This window comes from Nocardioidaceae bacterium, assembly GCA_018672315.1.
In the GTDB taxonomy this organism is placed as follows: domain Bacteria; phylum Actinomycetota; class Actinomycetes; order Propionibacteriales; family Nocardioidaceae; genus TYQ2.
The window spans coordinates 1,744,513-1,762,925 of record CP076053.1; the positions used below are offsets into that span (position 1 = coordinate 1,744,513).

The 18,413-nt window shown below is 73.2% G+C and carries 17 protein-coding genes, 1 tRNA gene and 1 other RNA gene; 11 read left to right on the forward strand and 8 right to left on the reverse strand.

Annotated elements, in window-relative coordinates; translation table 11 throughout:
• The first annotated feature begins 25 nt into the window (after window positions 1-25).
• Both KLP28_08275 and KLP28_08280 read left to right on the forward strand, forming a co-directional pair.
• Window positions 26-1,438 (forward strand): VWA domain-containing protein, encoded by a 1,413-nt coding sequence (locus KLP28_08275; GenBank protein QWC86650.1) that lies wholly within the window; start codon window positions 26-28, stop codon window positions 1,436-1,438.
• A 62-nt stretch (window positions 1,439-1,500) separates the two neighbouring features.
• Window positions 1,501-2,775, forward strand: a complete 1,275-nt coding sequence (locus tag KLP28_08280) for a PQQ-binding-like beta-propeller repeat protein (protein ID QWC86651.1) — start codon at window positions 1,501-1,503, stop codon at window positions 2,773-2,775.
• Between the two features lie 121 nt (window positions 2,776-2,896).
• On the opposite strand, the gene KLP28_08285 is transcribed toward KLP28_08280, so the two are convergent.
• Window positions 2,897-4,111, reverse strand: a complete 1,215-nt coding sequence (locus KLP28_08285) for a pyridoxal phosphate-dependent aminotransferase (protein ID QWC86652.1) — start codon at window positions 4,109-4,111, stop codon at window positions 2,897-2,899.
• 41 nt (window positions 4,112-4,152) lie between these two features.
• Here KLP28_08285 and KLP28_08290 point away from each other — a divergent pair, with 41 nt between their 5' ends.
• The gene (locus KLP28_08290; GenBank protein QWC86653.1) at window positions 4,153-5,742 is read left to right on the forward strand and encodes a potassium/proton antiporter; all 1,590 of its coding nucleotides are present in this window, start codon (window positions 4,153-4,155) and stop codon (window positions 5,740-5,742) included.
• 51 nt (window positions 5,743-5,793) lie between these two features.
• Here KLP28_08290 and KLP28_08295 read toward each other — a convergent pair whose 3' ends face one another.
• The 4 genes from KLP28_08295 to yaaA all read right to left on the reverse strand — a co-directional run bounded on the left by KLP28_08295 (window position 5,794) and on the right by yaaA (window position 10,174).
• Window positions 5,794-6,315: a LytR C-terminal domain-containing protein gene (locus KLP28_08295; GenBank protein ID QWC86654.1), complete on the reverse strand. Its 522-nt coding sequence runs from the start codon at window positions 6,313-6,315 to the stop codon at window positions 5,794-5,796.
• A gap of 108 nt (window positions 6,316-6,423) precedes the next feature.
• Window positions 6,424-6,684, reverse strand: a complete 261-nt coding sequence (locus KLP28_08300; protein ID QWC86655.1) for a hypothetical protein — start codon at window positions 6,682-6,684, stop codon at window positions 6,424-6,426.
• A gap of 137 nt (window positions 6,685-6,821) precedes the next feature.
• Complete coding sequence (locus tag KLP28_08305; GenBank protein QWC86656.1) at window positions 6,822-9,329, reverse strand: flippase-like domain-containing protein; 2,508 nt, start codon at window positions 9,327-9,329, stop codon at window positions 6,822-6,824.
• A 50-nt stretch (window positions 9,330-9,379) separates the two neighbouring features.
• A complete protein-coding gene (gene yaaA, locus KLP28_08310; protein ID QWC86657.1) occupies window positions 9,380-10,174 on the reverse strand; it encodes a peroxide stress protein YaaA in 795 nt (264 codons plus the stop codon).
• 193 nt (window positions 10,175-10,367) lie between these two features.
• Here yaaA and KLP28_08315 point away from each other — a divergent pair, with 193 nt between their 5' ends.
• Entirely contained in the window at window positions 10,368-10,682 is a 315-nt protein-coding gene (locus tag KLP28_08315) for a multidrug efflux SMR transporter (GenBank protein ID QWC86658.1), read from the forward strand.
• 67 nt (window positions 10,683-10,749) lie between these two features.
• Window positions 10,750-12,216, forward strand: coding sequence for an HNH endonuclease (locus KLP28_08320; GenBank protein ID QWC86659.1), 1,467 nt, complete (start codon window positions 10,750-10,752; stop codon window positions 12,214-12,216).
• 1 nt (window position 12,217) lies between these two features.
• Here KLP28_08320 and KLP28_08325 read toward each other — a convergent pair whose 3' ends face one another.
• The gene (locus KLP28_08325) at window positions 12,218-12,544 is read right to left on the reverse strand and encodes a hypothetical protein (protein QWC86660.1); all 327 of its coding nucleotides are present in this window, start codon (window positions 12,542-12,544) and stop codon (window positions 12,218-12,220) included.
• Between the two features lie 383 nt (window positions 12,545-12,927).
• On the opposite strand from KLP28_08325, the gene KLP28_08330 reads away from it, so the two are divergent.
• Window positions 12,928-13,284 (forward strand): hypothetical protein, encoded by a 357-nt coding sequence (locus KLP28_08330; GenBank protein ID QWC86882.1) that lies wholly within the window; start codon window positions 12,928-12,930, stop codon window positions 13,282-13,284.
• A complete protein-coding gene (locus tag KLP28_08335; protein ID QWC86661.1) occupies window positions 13,281-13,637 on the forward strand; it encodes a hypothetical protein in 357 nt (118 codons plus the stop codon). Before KLP28_08330 ends, KLP28_08335 begins: the two co-directional genes overlap by 4 nt.
• A gap of 23 nt (window positions 13,638-13,660) precedes the next feature.
• Here the strand turns inward: KLP28_08335 and KLP28_08340 are convergent.
• Both KLP28_08340 and KLP28_08345 read right to left on the reverse strand, forming a co-directional pair.
• Window positions 13,661-13,748 (reverse strand) — tRNA-Ser (locus KLP28_08340).
• A 68-nt stretch (window positions 13,749-13,816) separates the two neighbouring features.
• Window positions 13,817-14,452: a hypothetical protein gene (locus KLP28_08345; GenBank protein QWC86662.1), complete on the reverse strand. Its 636-nt coding sequence runs from the start codon at window positions 14,450-14,452 to the stop codon at window positions 13,817-13,819.
• 78 nt (window positions 14,453-14,530) lie between these two features.
• Between KLP28_08345 and ffs the strand changes: the two genes are divergently transcribed.
• The 4 genes from ffs (at window position 14,531) to recR (ending at window position 18,393) form a co-directional block, all read left to right on the forward strand.
• Window positions 14,531-14,620, forward strand: an RNA gene (ffs, locus tag KLP28_08350) — signal recognition particle sRNA small type.
• Between the two features lie 77 nt (window positions 14,621-14,697).
• Window positions 14,698-17,148, forward strand: coding sequence for a DNA polymerase III subunit gamma and tau (locus KLP28_08355; GenBank protein ID QWC86663.1), 2,451 nt, complete (start codon window positions 14,698-14,700; stop codon window positions 17,146-17,148).
• 215 nt (window positions 17,149-17,363) lie between these two features.
• On the forward strand, window positions 17,364-17,804 hold the full coding sequence (locus tag KLP28_08360; protein ID QWC86664.1) for a YbaB/EbfC family nucleoid-associated protein: 441 nt from the start codon (window positions 17,364-17,366) through the stop codon (window positions 17,802-17,804).
• Window positions 17,797-18,393 carry a recombination mediator RecR gene (gene recR, locus KLP28_08365; GenBank protein QWC86665.1) on the forward strand — a complete coding sequence of 199 codons (597 nt, stop codon included), beginning with the start codon at window positions 17,797-17,799 and terminating at the stop codon, window positions 18,391-18,393. Before KLP28_08360 ends, recR begins: the two co-directional genes overlap by 8 nt.
• Window positions 18,394-18,413: the final 20 nt, after the last annotated feature.

Below are 18,413 nucleotides of genomic sequence, written 5' to 3' on the forward strand. Positions count from 1 at the left end.
TCCGCCGCGACCGGAGCCGGCACCCGTGAGCCTCCTCGACCAGCACCTGGCCTTCCTCGACGGGCTCCGGGAGGCCGGGCTTCCCGTCTCCCTCGCCGAGGGGCTGGACGCGGTGCACGCCGTCGAGGCCGTCGGCGTCGCCTCGCGCACCGACCTGCGCCGGGCGTACGCCGCCACGCTCGTCAAGCGCGCCGCCCACCAGGCGGCCTTCGACGTGCTCTTCGACCTCTACTTCCCGCCCGCGATCGGCGAGGGGGTGCTCGGGGACGGCGACCTCGCGGCCGAGGACGACGCGGAGGGCGAGCGACGACCGCCCACGGACGCCGAGGCCCTGGCCGACCTCCGGGAGCGCCTCGCCGCCCTGCTGCTGCCGGCGGGGTCCGGTGAGGGCGGGGGAGAGGGTGGCGGCGTCGGCGGCGGCCATGCCGATGCCGGCCACCTCGACCGTCGGTCGGCGATGGAGGCCCTGGCGCGGGAGGCGGTCAGCAGGTTCGGGCGGCTCGGCGCGCGGCCGGACCAGGGGCAGCAGTTCAGCGCGTACGCCGCCCTCCGACGGGTCGACCCCGGCACGGTGGTGCCGGACGGTGGCGCCGAGGTCGCGGCGGGCGTCAGCGCCTTCACCGAGGCGGTCGAGGCCGACGCGCGGCGCCGGCAGGCCGAGCAGCGCGGCCCGGCGTACGTCGCCGACTACTCCACGCGCCCGCCCATCGAGCAGCTCGCGTTCACCCACATGAAGCGCGCCGACCTCGACGAGGTGCGTCGCGAGATCTACCCTCTGTCGCGGCGACTCGCCTCGCGGCTGACCCGGGCCCACAGCGACCGTCGCCGCGGACCGGTCGACGTGCGCTCCACGATGCGCCACGCGATGAGCACCGGCGGGGTGCCGGTCGACCTGCGGCACCGACCGAAGCGGCCGGGGCGTACGGACCTCGTCGTGCTGTGCGACGTGTCGAGCTCGGTGGCGAACTTCGCCTCCTTCACCCTGCTGCTGGTCTTCGCGCTGCGCGAGCAGTTCAACCGGGTGCGCGCGTTCACGTTCGTGGACCAGGTGACCGAGGTGACCGACTGGTTCTCACCCGGCGACGACGTCGCCGAGACGATGACGGTGCTGCGGGAGTCCGCCGCGCACGCCAGCCGGTTCGGGCGCACCAACTACGGACGTGCCTTCCGCTCCTTCGCCGCGCAGTTCCCCGACGCCCTCGACCCGCGTACGTCCCTGCTGGTGCTCGGCGACGCCCGCTCCAACCACGCCGACCTGCACCTGGACGTGCTGCGCGGCATGGTCGAGGACGCCCGGCACGCCTACTGGCTCAACCCCGAGGCGCGTCGCCAGTGGGGCACCGGCGACTCGGCGGCGTGGGAGCTCGGCACCGTCGTGCCGATGCGGGAGTGCCGCAACCTCGAGCAGCTCGGCGAGTTCGTGCACGACCTCGCCTGAACCTCGCCTGAACCTCACCCGAACCACTGGCGCGGATGTGACCGGTGAGGCACCCTTCGCTCATGTCCGGTCGCGTACGCCGTCCCCGCCTGCTGACCCGCGCGCTGGCGGCTGCCTGCGCAGCGGCACTCGTCGCACCCCTCGGTGCCGGACCGGCCCAGGCCGCCGGCTCGACCTCGGGCGGCGGCCCGGGCCTGCGCCCGGTGGTGCTGGTCGGCAACAACTGGGCGGGCACGATCGACGTGCTCACCCCGGGCTCGTGGCGCAACGTGGCGCGGATCGACGCGATCCCCGACGAGCGCCGTCGCCTCGCCGAGATCGCGACGGACCCCGAGCGGCTCGCCTTCTTCAACCTGATCGCGCTGGCGATCGGCGAGGGCAACAACCAGTACGTCGACGACATGTACCTCACCCCCGACGGCCGCAACGTCGTGGTCTCGCGGCCGAGCTTTGCCGACGTCGTCTCGATCGACCTGCGGACCGGTCGTCTGGCCTGGCGGTTCGAGGTCGACGGGCAGCGCAGCGACCACATGGCGGTCTCCCCCGACGGCACCGAGGTCGCGGTCTCGGCCTCCACCGGCAACGTCGTGCACGTCCTCGACATCCGCACCGGACGGGAGAAGTGGACCTTCCCCTCCGGTGACAGCCCGCACGAGAACGTCTACCTCGCCGACGGCCGCGAGATCCTGCACGCCTCGATCGGCCTGGTCTACACGCCGCTGGACCGTGAGGACTTCGACTCCACCAAGGGGGACCGCCAGCTGCAGGTCGTCAACACGCGTACGCGCCGCATCAAGGAGATGATCGACGTGCGCGGCGCCCTCGACGCACGTGGCCTGACCCGCGTCTCGAACGCGGTGCGGCCCCTGACGGTCTCGCCGGACGAGCGCTTCCTGTACTTCCAGCTCAGCTTCTTCCACGGGTTCTTCGAGTACGACCGACGCACCGAGCGCATCACCCGGGTCAAGCGGCTGCCGGACCTGCGGCCGTTCACCCTGCGCGAGCAGTACGTGCTGGACTCGGCCCACCACGGCATCGCGATGAACCCGAACGGCAAGCGCATCTGCGTCGCCGGCACCGTCAGCGACTACGCCACGGTCGTGAATCGTGGCAACTTCAAGCGCGGGCCGCTGCTCAAAGCGGGCGAGAAGGCGTACTGGGCGACCCCGTCGCAGAACGGGCGCTTCTGCTACGTCTCCTGGTCGGGCACCGACACCGTCTCGAAGATCAGCTACCGCACCCGCAGGGTCGTGGAGACGACGCGGGTCGGCGACCACCCGCAGCGCGTACGCAACGGCTTCATGCGCAAGGCCCTGTTCCGGCGTCTGTCCCGCTGACCCGCCGGCCGCTCCGCCACCCCCACCACCCCACCCTGAACGCCCGCGTACGCGGCTCAGCCGGTACCTGCGCGGGCGTACAGACCCGCGGAACTTCCTGAATGCCCGCATACGCGGGCGTTCAGGGGGCGGGGAGCCAGGACGAGAGGCGCTCCAGAGCCTCCCGCACCTCGCCGGTGTCGCCGGCGCAGCTGAACCGCACGTGGTGGTTCCCGTCGACGGTGTCGAAGTCGATGCCCGGCGTGATGGCCACCCCGGTCTCGGCGAGCAGCCGGCGGCACCAGGCCAGGGAGTCCTCGGTGAGGTGGTCGACGTCGGCGTACACGTAGAACGCCCCGTCGGCCGGCGCCAGCCGGTCGATGCCGAGGCGGGGCAGACCGTCGAGCAGCAGGTCGCGGTTCTCGCGGTAGCGCAGCACGTGCGCGTCGAGTTCGGTCGTGGCCTCGGCGGAGAAGCCGGCGACGGCCGCGTGCTGGCTGAGCACCGGCGCGCAGATGGTGAAGTTGCCGGCGAGCACGTCGACGGTGCGACGCAGGTCGGCGGGCACGAGCATCCAGCCGATGCGCCACCCCGTCATCGAGAAGTACTTCGAGAACGACCCGAGCACCAACCCCGTGCGGGAGGTCTCCCACGCGCAGCTCTCCCACGGTCCCTGCTCGGCGCGGCCGTGCACGATGCCGTGGTAGATCTCGTCGGAGACCAGGCGTACGCCGTGCTCCTCGCACCACGCCGCGAGTGCGGCCAGCTCGGCTCGGGTCAGCATCGTGCCGGTCGGGTTCGCGGGACTCGCCACCACCAGGCCGGCCAGCGGGCGCTCGGCGTGGGCGGCGGCGACGGCGTCCACGGTCGGCTGGAACCGCGTGGCCGCATCGGTGGGGAGCTCCACGACCTCACAGCCCAGTGCTGACAGCACGTTGCGGTAGCAGGGGTAGCCCGGCCTCGCCATCGCGACCCGGTCGCCCACCTCGAACGCGCCGAGGAAGCTGAGCAGGAACCCGCCGGAGCTGCCCGTGGTGACCACGACCTCGGCGGGATCGACGTCGACGCCGTAGCGGGTGGCGTACGAGGCGGCGATCGCCTCACGCAGCGCGGGTATGCCGACGGCGGGGGTGTAGCCGAGCACCTGGGACTCCAGCACGCGTGCCGCCTCGGCGCGCACCGGTTGCGGAGCCGGTGTCGAGGGCTGGCCGGCGACGAGGTCGAGCACGTCGCCGTGGCTGGTGCGGCGCTCGGCCGCAGCGGCGAGCAGGTCCATCACGTGGAAGGGCGCCACGGCTGCGCGGCTCGCGGCGGTGAAGCGGGCGTACGTCGGCTCGCGGTCTGTGCTGGACCTCATGGACCCACCATGCCCGGCGGGGGTGCGGTCCCACCGGTCGGATGCCGCCGCACCCGTGGGGGCGTACGCCGATAAACTGCCACCACCCCGCCGAGCCCGACCAGGAAGACGCCGTGACCCTCGACGTCGAGCAGCTCGACCAGTTCCTGCTGATCGGTGCTGCCGTCCTGCTGGCCGCGATCCTCGCGGTGCGCCTCGCGGTCGGGGTGGGTCTTCCCTCGCTGCTGCTCTACCTCGGCATCGGTGTCGCCCTCGGCGAGGCGGGGGTGGGCATCCAGTTCGAGGACGCGACCGCCGCCCAGGCCCTGGGCTTCGCCGCGTTGGTCATCATCCTCATCGAGGGTGGTCTGACGACGAACTGGCGCGAGCTGCGCCCCACGGTCCGGCTGGGGGCGTCGCTGGCGACGGTGGGCATCGGCGTGAGCGTGGCGATCGTCGCGGTCACCGCGCACTTCGTCTTCGGGATGTCCTGGCAGCTGGCGGTGCTCCTGGGGGCGGTGACGTCCTCGACGGATGCCGCAGCGGTGTTCTCGGTGCTGCGTCGGATCCCGCTGCCGCGGCGGCTGGTGGGGGCCCTGGAGTCGGAGTCGGGCCTGAACGACGCCCCGACGGTGGTGCTGGTGACGCTGGTCAGCAGCGGCACGGCGTTGGAGTACGGCGTCGCGGGGTTCGCCGGCATCGTGCTCTACCAGCTGCTCGTGGGTCTGCTGATCGGCCTGGTGATCGGTAGTGCGGGGGTCTGGGTGCTGCGACGGGCCGCCCTGCCGAGCTCGGGCCTGTACCCCCTCGCGGTGATCTCCTTCGCCACGCTCGCCTACGCCGGCGGCGCCTCCGTGATGGCCTCGGGGTTCGCCGCGGTGTACGTCGCCGCGCTGCTGCTCGGCAACTCCGAGCTGCCGCACCGGGCGACGACCAGGTCGTTCGCCGAGGGCACCGCCTGGCTCGCGCAGATCGGCCTGTTCGTGATGCTCGGGCTGCTGGTCTCCCCGGCGGCGCTGACGTGGCGCGGCGCCCTGATCGCGGTCGTCGTGGGCCTGGTGCTCACCTTCGTCGCCCGGCCCGTCTCGGTGCTGGTCGCGGCCGTGGTGCAACCGCTGCCTGCGCGGCAGCTGCTCTTCGTCTCCTGGGCGGGACTGCGCGGAGCCGTGCCCATCGTGCTCGCGACCATCCCGCTGGCCGCCGAGGTGCCGGGTTCTTTCGCGCTGTTCCACACCGTCTTCGTGCTCGTGGTCATCTCCACGCTGCTCACGGCACCGACGCTCGGGCCGGCCGCGAAGTTCCTGCGGGTGGCGCGCCGGGAGGAGCCCCGCGACCTCGACGTCGAGGCCGCGCCGCTCGAGCGGATCGCCGCCGACCTGCTGCAGGTGCGCGTGAGTCCGAAGTCGAAGCTGCACGGCGTCGAGGTCTCCGAGCTGCGGCTGCCGAAGGGCGCCTCGATCGCGCTGATCGTGCGGGACGGCACCTCGTTCACCCCCTCGGGCCGGACGGCGCTGCGGCACGACGACGACCTGCTCGTCGTCACTCCGCGCAGCAGCCGGGTCGTGACCGAGGAGCGTCTGCGAGCGGTGTCGAAGGGCGGCCGGTTGGCACGCTGGCTCGAGCCGGAGGAGCCGGGCCGCTCCACCCGGTGAGGCTCGAGGTGAGGCCCGGGGGTGGGGCTCAGGTGACGCCTGGGCTGGGGCTCAGGGGGCCGGGCTCTCCGCGGGCCGGCACTCGGTGCGGGTCTCGTCGACCGTGATCTGACGCGGCGCCTTCTTCAGCTTGCGGGCGCGGGGGCCGAGCACCACGTCGGGGCCGGGGCCGAGGGGCTCGGTCTTCTGCACGACCTCCGTACGCCGGCCGAACTGCCGGGCGACCAGCTGCGCGGCCGGGTCGTCGACGTCCTGCGCCCAGACCTCGACGCGCCGCACGGAGGTGCCGGTGGGGGCGTTGCCGACGGAGCCGGGCTGGAAGCCACGTCGCTCGAGGCGGGTCAGGGTCGTGCTGGCGAAGCCGGAACGGTCCGAGGCGTTGTAGACGCTCACGACCACCTGGTCGGTGGAGAGCTGGGACCCGCCCGGCACGGTCTCGCAGACCTGCTCGGGCTCGCTGTTCAGCGACGGGAAGGGGGCCGTCAGCTCACGGAAGCCGTAGTAGACGCCGCCGATGACGAGGGCCACGAGGACCATCAGGGTCACCACCGAGGTGATCATGCGTGCGGTCATCGAGCCTCTCCGGTCGGGCTGAGGACGCCCGGCCGAGGAACGGTGGCGGCCGGGCGTCGGCGTGCTACGGCCCCCTCAGCATAGGTGGCCGCCGCACGCGCCCTCTCCTCAGACGCCCGCCAGGAGTCCCTCGAGCGCGAGGTCGGCCGGAGCGTACGCGCCGCGGAGCTCGGGGCGACGGTCCATCAGCCGGCCGAGCTGACGGGCCTGCACGTCGAGTCGGCGACGCTGGCCGGCGACGACGCGCTCGTCGCGGGAGTCGGCGCGGGTGGCGCGCAGGTCCAGCACGACGGCGAGGCCGCCGGTGCGGTCCTGGCCGGGGGTGCGGGCGGCGTCGAGGTGGGTGGTCTCCACGGGTGCGGTGCTCATGATGTCCTCCGGGGGTGGTGGTGGAGGCACCACTGTCGGACCCGAAGTTTTCCGGAGAGTTACGACCAGGGGCATTGGAACGTGACAATTCCGGGCCGCGTGTGAACAGTGGCCGCGCCCGGAAGCGCGGGCGGACCTCAGAGCAGGTCGTCGCGCTGCAGCCGGTGGAAGGCCAGCCACCCCAGCGGCACCGGGAGCCAGAGGGTGGTGAGGCGGTAGAGCAGCACGGCGCTGACCGCGACGCCGCCGGCGACGCCTGAGGTCGTGAGGGCCGCGACGAGCGCGACCTCGATGGTGCCCAGACCGCCCGGCGTCGGCGAGAGCGCGCCGATCGACACCGCGGCGAAGTACGCGATCGCGGCCGTGAGCAGTGTCGCGGTGCCGCCGAAGGCGTGCACGGACGCCCACAACGTCAGCACGTACGCACCGTTCAGCAGCACCGCACCCCCGAGGTTCGCGGCGAGCCGGCGTGGTGTGGTGAGCACGTCGAGCATCCGCGGCACCGCTCCCAGGAACGGGCGCAGCACCTTGTCGCGCAACAGCACCCGGGTGCGCTGCCAGGCGAGCAGCACCAGGACGACCACCAGCACGATGCCGACGGCGGCGGTGGTCCACGACGGCAGCGCGATCTCGCCCTGGCGCGCCGTGCCGGTGGCGGCGAGCAGCGCGAGGAGGCCGACGACGTGCCACACGGCGTTGAGCACCTGGAGGGTGCCGACCGAGGCGCCCGCGTCGGCGAGCGGGACGCCACGGCGGGTCAGGAATCGTACGTTCACCGCGGCCCCGCCGATCGCCTGCGGGGTCAGCAGGTTCGCGAACGACGTCGCGAGCTGCACGAGCATCGTGCGGCGCAGCCCGAGCCTCTCGCGGACGACGCCGATGAGACCGAGGGCGGCGCCGAGGTAGGTGAGCGCCGACCCGAGCAGAGCGACCAGCACCCACTGCCACCGCAGCCCCGTGAACAGCCGCGACAGCCCGGCCTCGCTGAGCTGGCCGACGACGAGGTAGGCCGCCACGAGCAGCAGCACGATCGAGATCACGGTGCGCGGGCGGAAGCGCTCGACCTTGACCGAGTCGGTGTGCCCGGACCCGACGTGGTCGCCGAGCTCCTCGCGCAGGCCGGCGAGCAGGTCCTGCGCCTGACCGGTCAGGTCGGCCTCGTCGGCCTCGTCGGTCTCGCCGGTGTTGTCGGTGTTGTCGGTGCCCGTCCCCTCCTCGCTGCGTGCGGCGTGACGCACGGCCCTGCGGACGGGCGGCGAGAGGAGCGTCGGGTGCAGCAGCGGCAGGGTCTCGCCGACCTGCTCGGGGGACCACACGGCGCACGCCGCGGCCACGGCTCGCCGAGGCCCGACGAGGACGGCCTGGGAGACGAGCATCTGCGCCCGGTCCACGGCGAGCTGCTGCCCGCTGGCCAGCAGGCTGCCCTCGGTGAGCGTGGGCAGCATGACGCCGCCCGTCGCGTCGGTCCGCAGACCGTCCGGGGTGATCCCGCGGTGGGTGATGCGGCGTCCGTGCAGCAGCATGAGCTGGGAGTGCCACGCCTGCAGCTGCAGGTCGCTGACGTGGTGGTCGGCGGCGACGAGGTCGTGGTGGCGGTAGACGAGCACGGCGGCGTCCTCGTCGCACGGGACGCAGGCCAGCAGGGTGGGCGTACGCACCCCGGCCTGGCTCGCCGCCATCGCGAGCACCGCGTGGCGCTCGGCGCGCGACTCCAGCGACAGCGCCGGGGTGACCAGCAGGTCGGAGTTGACGCGCAGCAGCCGGTAGAGCCCGATGAGCACCGTCGTGGTGACCACGGGCCGGTCGAGCACCCGCACCTCCAGGGCGTCGCCACCGGGGGTACGGGCCTCGTAGGCGCGGGCGAGGCCGGCGTACTCCCGACGGCGCAGGCTGGTCACCGGCAGACCCGCCTCGGCCAGCACCTCGGCGACCCGGGTGGGGTGCGGCAGGTCGTTGAGCTGCCCCGTGCCGAGCCTCACGGCGAGCCCGACGGTGCCGCCGAGCATGGCGGAGACGCCGAACGCGTACGCCGAGTGCTGGCCGGTGAGCATGACGCCGGCGCCGTAGACGGCCAGGGCGGTGAGGACCCACGTCCGCAGCCACGGCCGCGAGGACACCCGGGCGACCACGGCGAAGGCGAGGACACCGGCGAGGAAGGGGTCCAGGTGGCCGCCGGGGGAGAAGCCGGCGCCGTCGAGCGCGACGACCAGCCTCCGCAGCGCCGCGCTCTCACCGGGGTCGGCGGTGGCGGTGACGAGGAGGTCGGTGGAGAAGACCGTGCCGGCGGTGAGCAGGCCGGTCGCGCTCGCCTCCGCCAGGTTGCGCAGGCGGCGGCCCAGCACCGCGGAGACGACCACGGCCAGCGGCGCGACGGTGCCCGCCAGCAGCACCAGCACGGTGACGAAGCGGGCGATGCCCGGTGCCGCGGTCAGCGGCACGGTCGGCGACAGCACGTCGGTCGGTCGACCGGCCAGCAGCCCCCAGCCCAGCAGCACGAGCATCCCGGTGCCGACCAGTGCGAGCCGGAGGGCGTCCAGCGGGTTGCGTACGCGTGAGGGCTCGGCCTCGTCGTCCACCTCGAGCGCGGGCACACCCGGGGGGTCGTGCGCGGTGAGCCGCGCGAATCCCCGGGGTGGTGCCGTCATGCCGCGATGATCCCACGCAGCACAGCCCCCGACCGGGCTGTGCCGCCTGCTCAGGAGGCGTGGCGGCGTACGAAGACCGGCTCGCGACGCGTGGAGCGGTCACCGTCGTAGGCGTAGCCGCCGCGGTCGAAGCTCGTCAGGCGCTTGCGGGTGGTGATGCGCTCGCGCACGAGCCAGCCGGCGTACGCGCCCCGGGCCTGCTTGGCCCAGAAGCTCACGACCTTGGGCTCGTCGCTGCCCTTGGCGTCGAGGAAGGAGGGCGTGACGACGGTGATGCCCTGCTCCTCGAGGGCGTCGGCGTCGACCACACCGAAGTACTCCTGCGAGGCCGCGTTGACCAGCACCTTCGCGCCGGGCGAGGCGTCGATCGCCTCGGCGAGGTGCGCGGTGACCTGCCTGCGCCAGAAGCGATGGAGGCCCTTGCCCTCCGGCGTGTCCAGGGCCGTGCCCATCTCGAGCCGGTACGGCTGCATGAGGTCCAGTGGTCGCAGCACCCCGTGCAGGCCGGAGAGGATCCTCAGCGTCTTCTGCGCGTGGGTGTAGTCGCGCTCGTCGAAGGTCGCGGGGGCGTCGAGGCCGGTGTAGGTGTCCCCGGCGAAGGCGAGGACGGCGGCGCGGGCGTTCTGCTTGGTGAACGGCGTCGTCCAGTCCGCGAAGCGGTCGTGGTTCAGCTGGGCGAGGTCCTCGGAGATGTCCATCAGCTCCTGCAGGTCCGCGGGCGACTTCTCGCGCATCAGCTCCACGAGGGTCTCGGAGCGATCGAGGAACAGCGGCTCGCTGCTCTTCTTCGTCGCGGGCTTGGAGTCGAAGTCGAGGGACTTGGCAGGGGAGATGACGCTGAGCATGTCCCGGTTCCTACCCCGTCGCCCGCGAGGACTGCCACCCGGGGACGAGTCGTCGGGGTCGGACACGTCACCCTCGGCCGTCGCCGGTGGCTGCCGGGCGGGCCAGTGGTTACGGTCGTGGCGGAGCCGCCACGGCTCACCTGGACGAGGGAGCCGTACCCAGCCCGCGACAAGACGGCCGTCAGGAGTCGTCATGGCATGGCTGGCACTCGTCGTCTCGGGCGGCCTCGAGGCGGTCTGGGCGATCGCGCTGGACCGGTCCGAAGGATTCTCCCGGGTCGGGCCCACGATCGTGTTCGTCATCGGGCTCGTGCTGAGCATGGGAGGTCTGGCGTACGCGCTGCGGGAGATCCCGCTCGGCACCGGCTACGCGGTGTGGGTCGGCATCGGCGCGTCGTTGACCGTGGCGTACGGGATGGTCACCGGCACCGAGCCTGCGTCGCTGCTGCGGCTGGCGCTGATCGCGGTGCTCGTGGGCTGTGTCGTGGGTCTGAAGCTGACCCACTGAGAACCCTGTCTGGACAGGTGCAGGCCGACGCGCCGGTTCTGTCGGTGGTCGAACGTACGTTCGATTCATGTCGGTCGCCGCGGACGTGCTCACCTCACCCCTGGAGCTCGTGCTCGGGGATGCGTGGGCTGCGGTGGTGCGGCCCGCGCCGCGGCGCACGGGCGTGGCGGGCGTGGCGGGCGCGGTGAGGCAGGCGCATGAGGTGCTCGACGGTGTCGCGGAGGCGCCGGTGTGGTCCTTGACCGGGTCGCAGACCGGTGAGCTGATCGTGGCTTTGGAGCAGCTGACCGCGAAGGCGGCGGCGCTGCAGGCGCGAGTGCTGGCGCACGCGGCGCGGGATGCCGGCACCTGGCACACCGGGTCTGCGACCTCGGGCCGGTCCGGGGGTGCACACGACGATCGGTCGGGGTGGGTCTCCCAGGGCGACCTGGTCGGGTGGTTGGCCGAGTCGTTGCCGGTGACGCGGGCCGAGGCCGGGCGGCGGGTCAGGGCCGCGCGTGATCTCGACACCGGCGATCACGCACCGGTGGCCGCCGCGATGGCTGCTGGGAGGGTCTCGGCTGCCCAGGCCGCGGTGATCATCGAGGCCGTGGACCGGGTCCCCGCCGGGGCAGTCGTCGGGGCAGTCGTCGGTGCAGACGACGGCGGGGAGGCGACCGAGACGCCGGCCCGTGATCTGGCGCGAACGCATCTGATCGAGGCTGCGCGCACCTGGCACGTCCCGGCGCTGCGGAAGCTCGGCCGCCGGATCCACGAGGTCATCGACCCCGAGGGTGCCGAGACCCGCGAGGCCGCACGGTTGGCCGCACAGGAGGGCGCCGCGCACGCACGGTGGTCGTTGTCGATGGCCCAGGACGCGCAGGGGTGCTGGGTGGGCCGGTTCGTGCTGCCGGAGCTGACCGGGTCGATGCTCCACAAGGCCCTCACTGCGATCGCGAACCCCGCCCGCACCACCGATCCCGGCGCCTCAGCCGGTCGTGAGGAGCCGGCTGGGACAACCCTTCGCCGGTCGCCGAGGCTGAAGCTCGGGGAGGCGTTCTGTGAGTACGTCGAACGGTTCCCCGCCGCCGCGCTGCCCGCAGCCGCCGGCGGCGCCGCGACCGTCGTGGTCACGACCAGTCTCGAAGACCTCCGGACCGACCTGGGCGAGGAGGTCGCCGGCGCTGCCACCCTGGACACCGGTGGCCGGCTGTCCGCGGGCGAGGCCCGCCGGCTGGCGTGCACCGCAGGGGTCGTGCCCGTGGTCCTGGGTGGTGCGTCCCAGCCGTTGGACCTCGGGCGTGAGCGCCGTCTCCACTCCCGCGCGCAGCGTCTCGCGATGAGCGTCCGCGACGGCGGTTGCCGGGCTCATGGGTGTGACTGGCCACCGGGCATGTGTCACGCCCACCACCTGCGGCCCTGGTCCCAGGGCGGACACACGACGGTCGATGACGGCGTCCTGCTCTGCCCACGCCACCACCGCCTCGCCCACCGACCCGGCACCGTGCTCGTCCTCGACGAGGATCGGCGAGCGCAATTCGCCCGGGCTCCCTGAGCTAAGAATGTGACGCAGACGGGTCCTCGAAGCGTCCGTGGACGGGCTCGATCAGCACGTTGACCTCCCGGTCGAAGCCCTTGACGACCTCGCGCACAGCCCAGTCGGCGCGGAGGTCGGGCAGCCCGAATCCGTCCCACTCGTAGTCTCCGACCAGCGTCGGCTTCCCGGTCACCGTCACGCGGGAACCGGGTACGACGTCGTGGGCGCTGCCGCCGTGCCCCGCGATGAAGCGATCGCGGCCGACGACGAGAACGATCTCGGCGCCCGCCTGCCGATGCTCGAGTCGTGTGCGCCACCGGACACGCGTGCTTCTCGAGATCGACACGTTCCATGCCTCGCCAGCAGTTCCGGTGAGCCGGTAAGGGGCTCGCGGTCCCATCGCTCCTGCGAATGCGAGGCTCTCGATGCCCTCCGGGCGGCCGGCCGGAGCGGGAACGAGCTCCCCCTTGATCCGTACGCCCACTCCGCGGAGCACGTCACCCGGCGATGGCTCGGGCCACCCGGCCTCGACGAGTATCCAGTCTCGGACGCGCACCCAGATCACGGCCTCATCATCTCGTGGCCGCTGCGGGACATCCACACGAACGATGCGCGAGACTCCTGACCATGACGCGCTCCTCGACCGACAGCGGCGAGGTCGACCACGCCCGACGCTCAGCCGTGGGCCGAGGGTTCCGTCTTGCAGGTCGCGTGCTCCTGGGGACCTTCCTGCTCGTCGCCGGCACGGCCCACTTCGTCGACACCGAGGCGTTCCTCGGCCAGGTGCCCACCTTCCTCCCGCTGCGCGAGGAGATCGTCCTCGTCTCCGGCGTCGTCGAGCTGCTTCTCGGCGCTCTCCTGCTGCTCCTCCGGGGTAGGCCGCTGGCGCTGCTCGGTGCGGTCGTCGCGGTGTTCTTCGTCGCCGTCTTCCCGGGCAACGTGTGGCAGGCGGTGAACGGCTCGGACTCCTTCGGGCTCGACACCACGACGTCGCGGGTGGTGCGGCTCCTCTTCCAGCCGTTGCTCATCGCGTGGGCCCTGTGGTGCACGGGTGCGTGGGCTCGGTGGAGGGGCCGGGAGCGATGAGGACGACGCGTACGCGCCTCCCAGCCCTCCTCGCCCTGGTGGCGCTGGCCTGCGTGCTCGGCGCGGCGTGGGCCTCGTTCGTGCCGACCTCCTCGGCCGGGGTCGAGTGCGGCACCTGGGTCTCGTCGACGACCTCACGGGTGGTCTACGACGGCTCGTACGCACCGCTCCGCGGGCGCGACGTGTCCGAGGCCTACGCCGACACCACGCTCGCCTCGTGCCCCGACGCCCTGTCGACGCGGCGCGGTGTCGCCCTCGGTCTCCTGGGTGTGGCGGGCGCCGCCACCGCCGGCGGGGTCACCGTGGCGTTGCGGCACCGGAGGCAGAACGACGACGCCGGCACGAGCCCGTAGGCGCGTGCCGGCGTCGAGGTCGCTGGCGGAGGATAGGGGATTCGAACCCCTGAGGGCGTTAACCCAACCCGCTTTCCAAGCGAGCGCCATAGGCCACTAGGCGAATCCTCCGCGGAGGACTCTACAAGGCGCGTCCGCCGTGAGGACACCTGGGCGACAGGCGTACGCGGTCGCCGTGGTCACGGGGTCACCTGCTCGAGGCCCAGCAACAGGTCGAGGGCGTCCGGGAGGGCGTACGGCACGCAGACCTCGGCGAGCGGGTCGGCGTACCGGCGGCGGTAGGCCTCGTAGGGGTAGTCCGCGACGGACCGCCACAGGTCATGACCCCGGACGGGGTGGTTCAGCTGCGTCACGGCACCGGAGTTCAGGCGGCTGAGGTCGAGCGAGTCGAGGTGACGGGCGACGAGCGTTGCGGTGTCGAGGGTCATCACGAGGTGCGGCACGCCACGGTTCGCGCGGGCGTGGAGCAGACGGTCCAGCCGTCGCCTGGTCGCGGCGAGGAACACGCGTGCGTTGAGCGCCTCGAGGAACTGCGGCACCGAGGACCCGGGTGCGATGCGCTGGTCGATCCACTTCAGCGGCAGCTGGTCGCGCAGCACCGCGGTGCCCAGCTCAGGTCGCGCCGGCGTCCCCAGACGGTGGGGCGTGAGACGTCGGGTCCGTCGCAGCCGTGCGCGCTCGGCCTCGTCGGGCACGTGCAGGTCGAGCAGCGCCGCTGCGGAGAGGAGGCCGTGCGCCTCGACCGAGGGCCAGGCCTCGGCGGGCACGACGTGCCACACCCGGGGGTGGCGTACGACCAGCTCGGTGGGGTCCACGAGCCCAGCCTGCCCCGCACCGTGGACGAGGCGTCCCCGGCGATCGGGGGGCGTACGCCGCTGTCCTACACTCGTGCCAACCCCCCGTGCGGCGGCATCTCGCTGAATCCCCCAGGGCCGGAAGGCAGCAAGGGCAGGTGAGCTCTGTCGGGTGCACGGGGGGCCTTGTGCGTCCGGGGCCGGAGGCGCCCCGGGCTGTGGACGGGGGTTCTGGAGCGTCGGCTCCCGCGGCTAGGGTCCGAGACGTGGATGCCCCCCTCGCGCTGTACCGGCGCTACCGACCGGAGACCTTCGACGAGGTCATCGGGCAGGACCACGTCACCGAGCCGCTGCGGGCGGCGCTGGCGAGCAACCGGGTCAACCACGCGTACCTCTTCTCCGGTCCCCGTGGCTGCGGCAAGACCACGAGCGCGCGCATCATGGCGCGCTGCCTGAACTGCGAGCAGGGCCCCACCCCGACGCCGTGCGGTGTGTGCCAGAGCTGCCGCGACCTCGCGCGCGGTGGTCCCGGCTCCATCGACGTCATCGAGATCGACGCCGCGAGCCACGGCCGCATCGAGGACACCCGCGACCTGCGGGAGAAGGCGTTCTTCGCGCCGGTGGCCAGCCGCTACAAGATCTACGTCATCGACGAGGCCCACATGGTCACGGTGCAGGGATTCAACGCCCTGCTGAAGCTGGTCGAGGAGCCTCCGCCGCACCTGAAGTTCATCTTCGCCACGACCGAGCCCGAGAAGGTCATCGGCACCATCCGGTCGCGCACGCACCACTACCCCTTCCGGCTGATCCCGCCGCGCACCCTCGCGGACTACCTCGGGCAGCTCTGCGACGCCGAGGGCGTGGCGATCGAGCCCGCGGCCCTGCCCCTGGTCGTGCGCGCGGGCGGTGGCTCGGCCCGCGACACCCTCTCGGTGCTCGACCAGCTGATCGGCGGCTCGGGTGAGGCGGGGGTGACGCTGCAGCTGACCACGTCGCTGCTGGGCTACACCCCCGACTCCCTCCTCGACGACGTCGTCGAGGCGTTCGCCGCGCACGACGGCGGCACGGTCTTCGGTGCCGTCGACCGGGTGGTCGAGTCGGGTCAGGACCCGCGCCGCTTCACCGAGGACCTCCTGCGGAGGCTGCGCGACCTGGTGGTGATCAAGGCGGTGCCCGACGCCTCGGTCAGCGGTCTCGTCGACGTCGGCGAGGACGCCGCCGAGAGGCTCGTCGGTCAGGCCAACCGGTTCGGGGCCGCCGAGCTGTCCCGCGCCGCCGACCTGGTCGCCGTCGGCCTGACCGAGATGCGCGGCGCGACGGCGCCACGGCTGCTGTTGGAGCTGATCTGCGCCCGCGTGCTGCTGCCGGCGGCCGACGACACGACCTCGGGCGTGCTCGCGCGGCTCGACCGGCTGGAGCGCCGGGTCTCGATCGAGGGGGGTACGCCCTCGGGCGAGGTCGCCTCGTCCCCGACGACACCCGGTCCGGCGCAGCGGCCGCAGACGCGGGGTCCCGAGGGCAGCGCGCCCGGCACGTCGGCGACACCGCGCGACGCGGGTGGGCCGACGCGCTCGCCCGACCAGCGTCCGGTGCACGGGCAGGACGCGTACGGTCAGCCCGCCGCCGGACCCCAGGCCGCTTCCGAGGCGGCCCGTTCCGCGGAGCCGACGCGTCCGCACCAGACGTCGGTGGGGTCCTCGGGCGCCGCTGAGGAGCAGCCCGGCGAGCACGTGGAGCAGCCACCGAGCTCGCAGCCGCGTACGTCCGCGGACGAGCCCGCCCCCGCCGCCCCGCCCGGGCCCACCGCCCCGAGCACCTCCACGACCTCGGAGTCGGTGGGGGAGCCGGTCGGAGCCAGTGGACTGACCATGGCCGACGTCCGCCGGGTGTGGCCCGACGTCGTCGAGGCCGTGAAGGAGCGGCGACGCATCACCTGGATCCACCTGACCAGCAACGCGCAGGTGCTCTCGGTCGCCGATGGTGTGCTCACCCTCGGGTTCCACAACGCCGGCGCCCGCGACTCCTTCGCCGGCGGAGGGTCACCGGAGGTGCTGCGACAGGCCGTCATCGACGTCGTCGGCGCCGACTGGCGCGTCGACGCGATCGTGCAGCCGGGAGCGACGCCGGGCGGAGCCCCGGCCGAGTCCGCACCCCCGCAGCAGGGCCGTCAAGCACCCCGGCAGCAACCGTCCCAGCCTCCCGCGCAGCAGGCCGCCCCGCCGGAGCGTCAGGCGCCGGCGCAGGACTCGCAGGAACCCCCGGGGTGGGACGTGCCGCGTGTCCCACGGCGCGACGAGCAGCAGCCTCCCGCAGCGCCCTCGGGTGACTCCGGTGCCACGGGTGCCCCAGTGGCCTCGGAGGCCCCCCGCGCGCCCGTCGACCTCCCCGAGCCCCCGGACGAGGAGGAGCCACCGCCCCCCGCCGACCCGGGCTGGTCCGGCGCGGGCCGCAGCAGCCACCCCGACGGTCAGGACGCCACCGCCGGCACCGGCCCCTCGGCGGTCGCCGATGCCGGCGCGCAGCCGCGTCGTCGTCCCTGGGAGGTCGCCGCGGAACGCCAGGGCGCAGGCCGAGCGGAGGCGGGTCCTGCGCACGTGCCCGACGACGAGGCCGACCCCGACGACCCGTCGGTCGACGCCGGGCTCGGCGGCGCCGAGCTCCTCGAGCGCGAGCTGGGTGCGCAGCTGATCGAGGAGATCAGGCACGACCAGGACTGACCCGCCCCTGGCGCCACGCGACTGCCACGGCCATCGACGGGCCCACGGAGGGTTGCCACCCCCCGGAGTCCGGGCAGGCTCCACTCGCAAGGCAGCGCCGCCGGTCGTGGTGCGCGTGGCACGCGGCGTCAGCGCCCTACGCTGAGCCGACACCCGGTCGTCCGCTCGGCGTCTGCCTGCGGTCCCCAGGTCCCACACCCCGAGAGCGAGTCACCGTGAGCGAGAACCCCTTCGGCAGCGTCGACATGGGAGCACTGCTCCGTCAGGCGCAGGAGATGCAGCAGCAGCTCGTGGACGCGCAGGCATCCCTCGCCGACGAGGTGGTCGAGGGCTCGGTGGCCGGCGGTGCCGTCGTCGTCGCACTGACGGGCACGGGAGACCTGACCGACGTACGCATCACGCCGGCGGCGTTGGGTGACGGCGCCCCGAGCGAGGACTCGCTCGCCGACCTGGGTGACCTGGTCGTGGCCGCCTGGCGGGACGCGAAGGCGGCCAGCGACCGGTTGGCCCAGGAGCGGCTCGGTCCGCTGGCGGCGGCGGCCGGCATGGGCGGCGGACCGGGTGTCGGCGGCGACGCCTTCGGAGCCGGCGGCGGCATGCCCGACCTGGGAGACCTCGGCGGGCTGCTCGGCGGGGGTGAGCCGCCGCGTGCTTGAGGGAGTCCTCGCCGATCTCGTCGACGAGCTGGGGCGGCTGCCCGGCATCGGTCCGAAGGGTGCTCAGCGCATCGCCTTCCACGTGCTCGACGCGGACCCGCAGGACGTGAAGCGGTTGGCGGAGACCCTCGTACGCGTCAAGCTGACCGCGAAGTTCTGCGACGTGTGCGGCAACGTCTCCGACACCGACACGTGCCGCATCTGCACCGACCCACGCCGCGACGTGAGCCTGATCTGCGTGGTCGAGGAGTCCAAGGACGTGCTGGCGATCGAGCGCACGCGGGAGTACCGCGGCCGCTACCACGTGCTCGGTGGCGCGATCTCCCCGATGGACGGGGTCGGCCCCGACCAGCTGCGCATCAAGGAGCTGCTGGGCCGGCTCGCCGACGGCACGGTCGAGGAGGTCATCCTCGCCACCGACCCGAACCTCGAGGGCGAGGCCACGGCGACGTACCTCTCCCGCATGCTGCGCCCGATGGGACTGACCGTCACCAAGCTCGCGAGCGGCCTGCCGATGGGCGGTGACCTGGAGTACGCCGACGAGGCCACGCTGGGCAGGGCCTTCGAGGGACGCCGCGCGCTGGCATGAGGCTGAGGGTGACCTGAGCC